Below are 10,587 nucleotides of genomic sequence, written 5' to 3' on the forward strand. Positions count from 1 at the left end.
ATTATCTAGAAATATCTTGAGACGTCCAAGTATTTTCTTTATTACTGGACTCTTATTAGAGAGTAAAACTAAGCCTGAGATAGGGCTTAAATATTAATATACGAGGGGGATATATATTGTGTACCAGTAATATAGCATCTGCTAATGTATCTTTTGAAAAATTGAAAAGTCAGGAAGAGAATGAAGAAAGTATGGTGTCAATATGCCCGCAGTGTAAGGAACGGTCATATACAGCACTTTATAATGATCATCCAAAATGGATACAGTTTTGCCTATGTTGTAATTATCGAGAAGTAAATACTATGAATAGTCCGTTTGTTTATTAGATGCAGCTATTTACGTATTTTAAGTAGGAGGAAGAAATTTCGATATGAAAATATGGATTAAAGCTATTTGTATAACATCATTCGTAATTCAAATGTCAGCATGTAGCAGTTCCGTGCAAACAAAAAATGATTCGAGACCTGCCCAAGCAGTACAAAACGGAATACAACAGAACGTAGAAGGGAAAGGTATTGTTGATATTCCAGAAGCTTATAAAGGGAAATTAAAAGGCTTAGAGACCGTTAAAGGGAAGGTATTACATATTAAAGACGGAGATACGATAGACGTAAACGTAAAGGGGCAGAAACAGACGGTAAGGTTACTTTTATTAGATACCCCTGAGTCTGTATCTAATAAAATCCCACCACAAAAGATGGGAAAAGAAGCCTCTTCCTTTTTAAGGAAACAGCTAGAAGGGAAAAGTGTAACTTTGGTTTATGATCGAGGGCAAAAAGAAGACAAATACGGTAGGAAATTAGCTTATGTCTTTTGTGATGGAATACACATCAACGAAATAATGATCAAATCGGGTTATGGGATTATAGCCTATATTTCTAGACCTAATACTACATTGCTACCAGAAATGCTAGAAGCAGAAAAAGAAGCAAAAGAAACAAGGGCTGGTGTGTGGAACATTAAAGGATTTGTAGATGAAAAGAACCGCCACTATAACCGCAATGATGCAGCTTAATATCGATACTTATTCAAAAAGGAGGTCCATAAATGAATGGAAACAAAAGAAACATGTTCTTATCTTTTTTTATTTCAACTTTCTTTATTTTTTTGAGTCTCTTGCCGTTTAGTAGTAATGAATATGTATATGTTATTTCAAAAATCGGGGCTGCAGCTGGTGTAATAAATATTGTGATGATGAGCGTATTCTTATATTTTCAGAGCAAAAAAACGAGACATCTCTTGAGTTAATATGATACAAATACCAGTTTTCCTTACTCATACGTAAAAGATAAGAGTAAGGAAAACTGAAAGGGGAAGTTGAAGATGAGTCAAATGCCGGGGGTCTTGAAGTTTGTTTTAGCAAAGGAAAAACGATATGTATATTTGGTTGTAGCAGAAAAGAAAAACAAACGAGTGAAAACACATGTTGTATATGGATTCGGTCCACTAGAGAAAGCATTAGAAACTATGTATGGAATGCGTGATAATTTTGAGAATCGCTTTCCACCAGATTTAAAAGATAAGGGATATGACTGGGAAGATTTAAATGATTGGATACTATCCATAGAAACAGGCTATTCCAAATACGGAAATAAGTTAGTGACATTCTAAATAGAAAAGTGAGGTAGTATCACATGCTTGATACGAAATCTTTAGAACCGTATTTTTGTTTTTCTAATTCACCAGGTATTCAGTATATCGGAACGTATTGTCCAGATTATTCTAAAGATGAAAATAAACATGTAAAAGATTTTTTGCGAAAACTCATAGATTGCCTTTCGCATGTTGAACCGGCATACAGCCATGAAATTATATTAAGATTTTTACAGGATGAAACATATCAACAAGAGATACTATCACATGCGAATTTTCAGTCCGCATTCGATGAACAAGCAAAAGATTCTATTATTCATATGCTAGTAAATGAGTCTGAAATAATAGAAACAGTAAGTACTAGAATGAAGCAGTTAATAAACGGAGTAAGAAAGCCGATGGATCCTGATAAGTATGTTTTACTAGATTTTATTCAAAAGGCAAATACATATTTTGTACCGATAGACGATGGACGTAAGGAGTATACAAAATGGAACTGATCCGTAAGTATCATATTTTCTGCGCTTGGACAATCGCTATAAGTGCAATGTTGATTAGTTTGTTTTTTAGTGAATGGATGAAGTTACCTCCATGTGATTTGTGCTGGTATCAAAGGATGGCCATGTATCCATTAGTATTAATATTGGGGATAGGAATGTACAGAAAAGATCCGAACGTCAGCACGTATGCATTCCCATTTGCGTGTATCGGCTTAATGTTATCTGTATATCAAATTACAATTCAAACGTTTCCAGCTAGTGAGATGAAGATATGTTCAGTAGGAGTTTCTTGTACAGAAGATTATCTGAATTTATTTGGTTTCATCTCGATACCTATGCTATCATTTGTTGGAATTTTAGCCATCATAGTACTTTTATATATTAAACCTGATAAAGAGACAAAAGAACAAATAACACAGCGATTATAATCGATATACTCATATAAACACAAAATACTTATAACTTAAAAATAAAAAAGGAAACTAAAAAGGAGAAATTAAAATGACAACTATTCAAGCAAGTAATGAAATGCACAAAATCCCAGAGGCGGATGTAGAATTATTAAAGATTATGGCCCATCCAGTTAGATTACAAATCGTGAAGGAGCTAGAACACCGCAAGATTTGTAATGTAACACAATTAACGGAGCTATTAAATATTCCTCAATCTACGGTATCTCAGCATTTATCTAAAATGCGTGGGAAGATTCTTCGTTCGGAAAGAAGGGGATTAGAGATGTATTATCATATTGTAAATTCAAAGGCATGTCAGATTGTTAGTGTACTAGGTTTATAGAATAGTCTTGAACGGTAAAACAAGAACCTCATTTCATTTTGGGGTTCTTGTTTTACTATAGTTTTAGAATAATAGTTTTAATATTTTGAATTTTATTGATATATATTCAAAAATACACCTATTAAATTACAAATTCTGTTATTATATTATTAAAAGAAAATATGATAATTGGTATTGAGGGGGTAGATTATGAATATAGCAATCAAAGGAAACGAACAGATTCTGGGCTTATTAAATGATTGGTATGTGGAAATTCGTGCACGGCGCATAAGCAATGCGCATCGTTTAAAAGAAGAAATTGATGGTAAAATTCAAAATATAAAAGATCAGAACTTATTATTATACTATTCATTATTAGATTTTCGTCATCAATATGTAATTGATAACTTAGGTGTTTCTACAAGTAGTTTTGATAAAGTAGAATCTTTTGAGATTCCTTCTAACAACACTTTAACTTATTATTATCATTTCTTTAAAGCTATCCATGCTAGTGGAACTGGTAGTTATAAGGTTGCAAAAGAACACTTTGATCAAGCCGAAAAATTATTAGAGCTTATCAATGATGACGTTGAGAAAGCTGAATTTTATTATAAGTTAGGTGCATTCCATTTTGATATTTGTGATTCACTGGTCTCTTTTCAGTACACAACAAAGGCAAAAGAAATGTTTTTAGCCCATGCTGATTATGAACGTAATGTCGGCTTTTGTGAGAACTTGTTGGGGTTAGCTTGTATAAACTTAAAAGAATGGTCATTAGCAGAGGAACATTTTGCGGCCGCAATGGACAAGTTCCAAAAAGTCGGAGAAGATAAGTTTATTATTATGGTGCGCCATAACTTGGGTTGGATGTATTCTAAACAAAATCTATCATCTTTAGCGATTCGTTATTTATCTGAAGTCGTTGAAAATTCTCCAAACCATTACAAAGCCATGTATGCAAAGGCATTGGAACATTACAAACTGGACGAGCGAGATGTCGCAGCAGAACTCATTGAAAATGGATTAAATATTAGTAAGAAACTTAATCAAGAAGAGTTCATACATCGATATCTCATTTTACAAGAGCTAAACAATGCTTCACCTACTCAAAAGCTCGAAACCGTAGTGCTAGCAGGAATTGATTACTTCGAAAGAGAAGGATTGTATGAAGATGTTCAAGAGTCTTATGAGACGCTGGGAACAAAATTTTATGACGAAAAGAATCATCATGAGGCGAGTAAGTATTTCCATTTAGGGTTGAAAGCGAAACGAAAATTTTTTGAGGAAGGAGCTTTAAAATGAAAAAAATAGTATTCAGTTTAATGGGAATTGTCACGGCTATAACCTTGACTATAGGTGTGACGAATACAGCGAAAACTCCACAATCTTACGAAGTAATTCAAAGTCTTTCAGTTGGAGATCACGGTGGTTGATACACTAATTTAATGTATAATAAAAAGGGCTAGGATTTATCATCTAGTCCTTTTTTTATTGATTGGATGTTTTCATAAGGTTCAATTCGTAAAATTGTTAAAGCGTATGCCGTGATTCGAGGCCTACTACGTCTTTGGTTCAAATAAGAAAAAATACGATTGGGGAGTGAAGAGCAATAAAGAATCATATCAGGAGCCCTCAGGGACAACTATTGCAAATCAATAAGAAATGGTCTCACCTAAAGCAAAAACAGCGTGAAACCATATCAACTTGGCTGAGAGAGGCTTATATAGAGAAGATTAAAGTTCATAACCGTAGATTGAAAGCGAGAGAACATGAGGATGTTTTAGAAAGGGTAATGAGTAAAATCTATGATCGTGAAATTTGGATTCCTGATTATGAAGTCGAAAAGTATTACAAGGGAAAAATAAATAGATGGTATAACAAACACATTTCATTGGATGAAAAAAATGATAAGGAGGAGAATATATGAAACATAGTATCGGAAATGTGAGTACTTCATATATAATCCGTCTAATTTTAAATGATTTAGACGGATTTATTACAGCAGGAAAAAGGGAATTTAATTTTTGCTCAGAATCCGGAGTATCCTCTGTGGAGGAGCTAATTTCTGATTGGTTGGAGTGGTTTAATGATTACCCGCAAGGTATATCGCCAGATGAATTAAAAGAAATTGAAAGGGAGATAGGTGAATTGATGGGGAGTATGTTTATATGGTCTCATAATATTGAAGAAAGAGAAGGGTTTATAAAGCAATTTAGCGATTATTTCGGAGAATATATAGGTTTTTGTAAATTAGTTAGGGATGTATATCTTGAAGAGTTGAAAGATGAGTTGTCATATTAACATCATAAATTCCTAATATTATTATAAAAAGAAATTAAAACTAATGTTCTTTAAATAATGAAAAAGTTAAAGGAGAAAAGAAAGTGAAATTAGAGATTGAAAAGTTTATTAGTGAAATAGAATTTCCGGAAGCTGCTATGGGTCTTATTGAAGAGGGAATATTATGTTATAAAGCAGGAGCTTATAGGTCAGCGTATATCATGTCATATTTATTTTTCTTAAGTGTAGTGAAGCACAGAGCATTAGAAAGTTCATATGCTCCCATTGGGTATGGTAGGGAACGAAAGAAGAAAACAGACGAAATTCCAAACGATGAATTCTGGGAAAGAAAAGTATTCGACTTAATTACTACAGGAAAATCACATAGTTGTTATTTTGAAGTTAGCGAATTGATAATTACACAAATGGAATATTGGAGGACTTTGAGACACGAGTGTGTACTTTCTAAAGGTAATCAGTTTGTAGCAGCGCATGTTGAATCATTTTGGTTATTTTTACAAACAACTCTCCCTGAGTTATTAATTAACTGTAGGAAGAATGTCTTATCTAGAGAGGCTGAGGAGATTTTAGAAAATTTGTTTGAATGGGATAAAAAGTGAAGAGGTTTTATCGGATACTTTAATGAAGAGGAGGAAGCTATGACAATGTAGCTTCCCCTAAATAATTGCACAAAATGTTGATTTTGTGCAATTATTAGTATTTTTTATTCAAATTGTCTTCTTTCCAAGCGATCAACAGCCTCACGTTTCTTCTCATTATTAATATTTGTATAGATACTAGTAACTTCTACAGAAGTGTGGCCAAGTTGATCTCGGAGTAATACTAGGTCTTTGTTTTCCTTATAATGATTTGTAGCATATGTGTGCCGTAGTTTATGAGGGCTACGCTTCTCATCAAATGCACTTGAATATTTATCACATAACTTCTGTATAGCTCTAACAGTTAACTGTGTATATTTCCCCTTATAATTTGTTACAAAAAGTAGGTCTTCATCTTGAGGGCAGTTATATTTACTAGGACGAACCTTAATGTACTCCTGAATATCATCTAAGCAAGAGCGAGTAGCTAATACGGAAGATCTCTTATTACCTTTACGCGTTACTTTTACTTTCCCCTGGCGGAAGTTTATGCTAGATATAGTAAGACTAGCTACCTCAGAAACTCGAAGCCCAGTGCCTAAAATGAGGCTTATAATGGCTATGTCTCTTTCTTTATCACGCTGAAAAAAATTATATTTTTTTGGTGATATATCTTTCAACATTTCACCATAATCATTTGCTAGAAATTGAAGAAAAGCAACATCATCTTTTTCATTAAATATCATGTTTGCAACGTCATCTGCTCTTGCTGCTGCATCTACTTTCTCCTTATGCAGTTCAATTTTCTCCATTACATTACGAGAGATGTAATTTTCCCCTTGTTCATTCTCTGTATTTAGAGCTAAGTACTTGAATAGGGATTTTAAAGCGGAGAAAGTTCTGTTAATAGCTCTTGTCTCAATACCTTCTCCCTGTAGATATCTTTGAAAAGTTCTAGCTTCATTTAATGGTAGATTTTCTAGTGTTGAAATTGGTACATCACATATATTAGTGACCACCTTACCGTTTTCGACGGCTAATCGATTACTTATAAGCCATTTTAGAAACTTTTCAAATTCAGTAATGTAAGCATACAATGTAGCGGGGGAGAGGGCTGTTTTCATTTCTGCATACTCTATGATATACTAGGGCATTTTACTTTTATGCTTATCTATTAGTATTTTAAACTTTTCTTTTTCTTGGTTACTCATGTTGTACACATCAAATCAAATAATGTAAATTATTTTTTAAACTAATACTTAAACCGATATTTAAACTAACTATTCGGATTTTTGAGCTAGAATGCTATTTTAATAAATAACTTGATTACATATATGGATACCATAATAGTTTTTGAAAAAGAAGAGAGGTATCAATATATAATTGATACCTCTACTATACTCAATTCTATGAAATCCATCAAACTGTTCGTTAAATACACTTTTAACGGATACATTATATGAGATAATTATTGTAAATTGAAGAATTATTATTACATTCTGTATGCTATTGAATAGAGAACTGGTGTATGGTTAAATTCACTTTACTGTTAATTCTCCAAATTGGTCATATAGTAATTTTAAACGAATAGAATGATTTTCTTTTAAAAGCTCATAGGCTTCACGAAGTAATTTATGTCTTTTGTTATAGAGTGTAGAACATGTAAATGTGTTTGAATTACAACAAGGACAGACAATACCCATAATGGCCGTATTAAAAGCAATAAGAGTATTTTGATCTGGATCAATCTTACAAAATAAACGAACAGAGTTACCTGTGTCTGGCTTTACAATGATTGTGACCATGTTATCTTCTTTACGAATATTCCCATTAGAATCCATCTCTAAAGTGGCATGTGTTAGTTTCAATTACTTTCACTCCTTAATTTTTATGTATTAGTAGAATTTTTGGAGTATCTAAATAAACAAAGTTTATATTTAGATAAGTGCGATTTCTTAAGTTCATACAATTAGTATTATAACATCTATATCCCATCTGCTAGTGTACAAGGACATGAATCTCTAAACTATTTTGACAAAAAAATATAAACTTAATATAAAAAAATCAATTATCTATAGTAATCTAATCTTAATTAAGTAAAATCTTTAATTCATACAAAAATAATGCTCAGAGTCATTTAAGAACTTTGAGCTTTAAGGAGCTGACTGTGGTGAAAAAATAATAGAAGAGTTAATAAAAAAGAGTGCAAAACATGTCTGCATTCTTTTTTATTGCGCCCTAGCTACAATAGGTAAAGTATTTGTAATAAAGATAGGTGTATACATCTATAACTTAGATTTGGGCTAATTTCTCCATTTTTCAAGCAAAGGAAATATAGAGTTTATTTATGTGTATAGTGAGAATTAAGGTTTAGAATATTCTGTGTCAACATTATCAATTTACTATAGTTTACAATTATGTAAAAATAGAGATGATTATAATTTTTCGAAATAGTATATTAAAAGCTATCTTAAGGGTAATGTGAGCATTTATAGCCTACTTATAAAGTGGGATCAAGTTCTTGTAGAATTCACTAAACAAAATGAGGTGACTGTAAATTGAGAGAAATTGCGAAAAAAGTACAAATGATACGTTTACAGGAGGAGCATTTCGGAAGTCATGCAGACGCAGAACAGTATTGTGCCAAGCGGTGTAAAATAGAACGAGAGAGAATTAAATTAGAAAAAAATATAGTTAAAAAACGAACTCAAAAATTTCAAACGACAGAAGAAAAATGGGACTCAAAATGTAAAAAAGCAGTACAATTATTTAATCAAGGAGAGGAATATCCAACTATTGCAAAAAAACTGAGGTGCAATGTGAGTAATTTGTATAGAGAGCTCAAGAAACGGGGCGTATTACAAATGCCAAAGCAAGTAGCATCATCTAAATCATTAAAGTCATCCATAATACCACCACAAACAAAAAAATCGAAGTTCGAACGATATAAAGAGTATTATATGTATAAATAGAAGAATTAAAGGCTACTCGAAAGTTGCAAATATTTACATAATTTACCTGTAACTAATGGACTTTAAATAAAAAATTTAATTAAAAATACAAATTAATAATAATTACATCTAAAAAATTTTATTCTTAGATGTATCACGAAATACACTTTTTGAAATCACATTTAGCTCTCTTCTGAATTAAACTTATTCTCCTTTTGGCAGAATAAATAAAAATACCCAAATAACAAAAATGTGGATTAAAAAAAATAAGAGATTTTTTAGTGTTTGCTTCTAAATGTCCGCTAATGTTTAATGTTACACGGTTCTCTGAAATTTGTTATTCACTCTGTATATTTTATAACCGTTATTCTTAATATAATATTAAATGAATTTTTTATAAATGGAAGGGGATATATAATGTTAACTGAATTACAACAAAAGTTTTTCTTAAAGTTAAAAATTCCACCAAAAGAAAATGTGAATTTTGAAGATTTGCATACAATTCTTTTACAGATGGGGCACTTATTACCGTATGAAAACATAGACATCATGGAAGGAAATATACAAGAATTTTCTAGAGAAACTATTGAAGAAAAACTACTTTTAAAGAATCGTGGAGGATTATGCTATGAGATTAATTCTTTATTATATTATTTTTTGTGTGATTGTGGATTTAATGTGTATCGAATAGCTGGAACCCTTTATGATTCGAAAATAGGAAAGTGGAACCCGGATGATGGACACGCACTTATCGTTTTACAGCACAAAAATGAAAACTATATAATAGATGCTGGTTTTGCATCCTATCTTCCTTTACATCCTGTTCCTTTTCATGGTGACAGTGTGACTTCTGTAACGGGAGAATATCGTGTTCGTAGGCAAAATACAGAGAAAGGGACCTATGTATTTGAAATGAAAAAAGGGAAAAATGGGGAAACTTCTCATTTTCTTGATTCGGATCTTACTGATACCTGGTCTATCGGCTACGCTTTTTATTTAAATGCAATTGATGAAAAGAAAATAAATGCTATACAAAATATGGTTATAGAGCATCTAGAATCGCCAGTAAATAAGGGGAGTATTATTTGCAAATTAATTGGAAACGGTCATATTGCACTTACTGAGAAAAGTTTTACCGAAACTCGGCACGGAAAGAAGTCTAAAAAAGAAATAACAGTGAAACAATATTATCAAATACTTAGAGATAAATTCAATATATTTTTAGACATATAGCCTGAAGTTAATTGTAAAGGTTCACCATATTATTTCGCGAAAATTGTATGTTTCTGCACACGTTAATACTGAACAAAAAATTATAGGATTTCGCTTTTTTCGTGTTCAAAGCTCTTTTAAACTTACCTATATTCAGATAATTAAATGGAATTAAGTTACTAAGAAAAAGGGAATTTTACTATATTTTTAAAGAGTGAGGTTCCTATACTTGGGCAGATTATTGCAACGGATAAATTTGCCATTCTTATGATGGTTCATGGCAAGCAACAACTAGTCTACAAAAAAGCAATTTCCACAATCATTAAGTAATTCTTTTTCCTTTTTTTAAAGGAGGGAAAAACAACAAAAAAAAGAAGGTTGAAATCAACCTTCTTTAAAATAAAGGAACAGATGACAGATTACTACTCCAACTCTTAATCAATTATAATAAAGTTAGTGCGAATATTCAATTCGTTATAAAATTTCTTAATATTTATGGCTTATTTTCAAATTATAATATGAGTAATTCTTTTTATTAATATATGTTCGATCTTTCCTGTTGCAGAATGAACAGCTCCCTGTCAAGTAGACAGTGGAAATAATAAAAAACACTTTAAGCGGCTTGAACCCTGTATTCTAATGGGCTTAAGCCGTTTAATTTTTCTTGGTAACGTTCAT

At 31.7% G+C, this 10,587-nt stretch carries 13 protein-coding genes and 2 pseudogenes; 13 read left to right on the top strand and 2 right to left on the bottom strand.

Annotated elements, in window-relative coordinates:
• Nucleotides 1-370 precede the first annotated feature (370 nt).
• The 10 genes from MR168_RS30030 to MR168_RS30075 all read left to right on the top strand — a co-directional run bounded on the left by MR168_RS30030 (nucleotide 371) and on the right by MR168_RS30075 (nucleotide 5,767).
• On the top strand, nucleotides 371-1,015 hold the full coding sequence (locus tag MR168_RS30030; protein ID WP_000708139.1) for a thermonuclease family protein: 645 nt from the start codon (nucleotides 371-373) through the stop codon (nucleotides 1,013-1,015).
• Between the two features lie 32 nt (nucleotides 1,016-1,047).
• Nucleotides 1,048-1,248: a hypothetical protein gene (locus tag MR168_RS30035; protein WP_001014119.1), complete on the top strand. Its 201-nt coding sequence runs from the start codon at nucleotides 1,048-1,050 to the stop codon at nucleotides 1,246-1,248.
• Nucleotides 1,249-1,323: 75 nt separating this feature from the next.
• Nucleotides 1,324-1,611 carry a hypothetical protein gene (locus MR168_RS30040; RefSeq protein ID WP_000081052.1) on the top strand — a complete coding sequence of 96 codons (288 nt, stop codon included), beginning with the start codon at nucleotides 1,324-1,326 and terminating at the stop codon, nucleotides 1,609-1,611.
• A 23-nt stretch (nucleotides 1,612-1,634) separates the two neighbouring features.
• On the top strand, nucleotides 1,635-2,093 hold the full coding sequence (locus MR168_RS30045; RefSeq protein WP_000887510.1) for a hypothetical protein: 459 nt from the start codon (nucleotides 1,635-1,637) through the stop codon (nucleotides 2,091-2,093).
• Nucleotides 2,084-2,521, top strand: coding sequence for a disulfide oxidoreductase (locus MR168_RS30050; RefSeq protein ID WP_000420420.1), 438 nt, complete (start codon nucleotides 2,084-2,086; stop codon nucleotides 2,519-2,521). Before MR168_RS30045 ends, MR168_RS30050 begins: the two co-directional genes overlap by 10 nt.
• Before the next feature lie 73 nt (nucleotides 2,522-2,594).
• Nucleotides 2,595-2,888, top strand: coding sequence for an ArsR/SmtB family transcription factor (locus MR168_RS30055; RefSeq protein ID WP_000207869.1), 294 nt, complete (start codon nucleotides 2,595-2,597; stop codon nucleotides 2,886-2,888).
• Nucleotides 2,889-3,077: 189 nt separating this feature from the next.
• The gene (locus MR168_RS30060; protein WP_001017354.1) at nucleotides 3,078-4,169 is read left to right on the top strand and encodes a Rap family tetratricopeptide repeat protein; all 1,092 of its coding nucleotides are present in this window, start codon (nucleotides 3,078-3,080) and stop codon (nucleotides 4,167-4,169) included.
• A gap of 307 nt (nucleotides 4,170-4,476) precedes the next feature.
• Nucleotides 4,477-4,794, top strand: coding sequence for a hypothetical protein (locus MR168_RS30065; RefSeq protein WP_053513494.1), 318 nt, complete (start codon nucleotides 4,477-4,479; stop codon nucleotides 4,792-4,794).
• Entirely contained in the window at nucleotides 4,791-5,168 is a 378-nt protein-coding gene (locus MR168_RS30070) for a hypothetical protein (protein WP_000682816.1), read from the top strand. The genes MR168_RS30065 and MR168_RS30070 overlap by 4 nt, the downstream gene beginning before the upstream one ends.
• 83 nt (nucleotides 5,169-5,251) lie before the next feature.
• Entirely contained in the window at nucleotides 5,252-5,767 is a 516-nt protein-coding gene (locus MR168_RS30075; protein ID WP_000763085.1) for a hypothetical protein, read from the top strand.
• A 104-nt stretch (nucleotides 5,768-5,871) separates the two neighbouring features.
• Here the strand turns inward: MR168_RS30075 and xerS are convergent.
• Both xerS and MR168_RS30085 read right to left on the bottom strand, forming a co-directional pair.
• Nucleotides 5,872-6,957 (bottom strand): annotated as a pseudogene (gene xerS, locus MR168_RS30080) (tyrosine recombinase XerS).
• A 327-nt stretch (nucleotides 6,958-7,284) separates the two neighbouring features.
• On the bottom strand, nucleotides 7,285-7,614 hold the full coding sequence (locus MR168_RS30085; protein ID WP_000778656.1) for a hypothetical protein: 330 nt from the start codon (nucleotides 7,612-7,614) through the stop codon (nucleotides 7,285-7,287).
• A gap of 690 nt (nucleotides 7,615-8,304) precedes the next feature.
• On the opposite strand from MR168_RS30085, the gene MR168_RS30090 reads away from it, so the two are divergent.
• The 3 genes and pseudogenes from MR168_RS30090 to MR168_RS30100 all read left to right on the top strand — a co-directional run.
• Nucleotides 8,305-8,718, top strand: a complete 414-nt coding sequence (locus tag MR168_RS30090) for a hypothetical protein (protein ID WP_001206763.1) — start codon at nucleotides 8,305-8,307, stop codon at nucleotides 8,716-8,718.
• Nucleotides 8,719-9,114: 396 nt separating this feature from the next.
• A complete protein-coding gene (locus MR168_RS30095) occupies nucleotides 9,115-9,930 on the top strand; it encodes an arylamine N-acetyltransferase family protein (protein ID WP_000954720.1) in 816 nt (271 codons plus the stop codon).
• 162 nt (nucleotides 9,931-10,092) lie between these two features.
• Nucleotides 10,093-10,239: pseudogene (locus tag MR168_RS30100) on the top strand (RNA chaperone Hfq); the annotation flags it as partial.
• Nucleotides 10,240-10,587 lie beyond the last annotated feature (348 nt).

The sequence above is a fragment of the Bacillus cereus group sp. BfR-BA-01356 genome (assembly GCF_022663635.1).
Taxonomy (GTDB): domain Bacteria; phylum Bacillota; class Bacilli; order Bacillales; family Bacillaceae_G; genus Bacillus_A; species Bacillus_A cereus.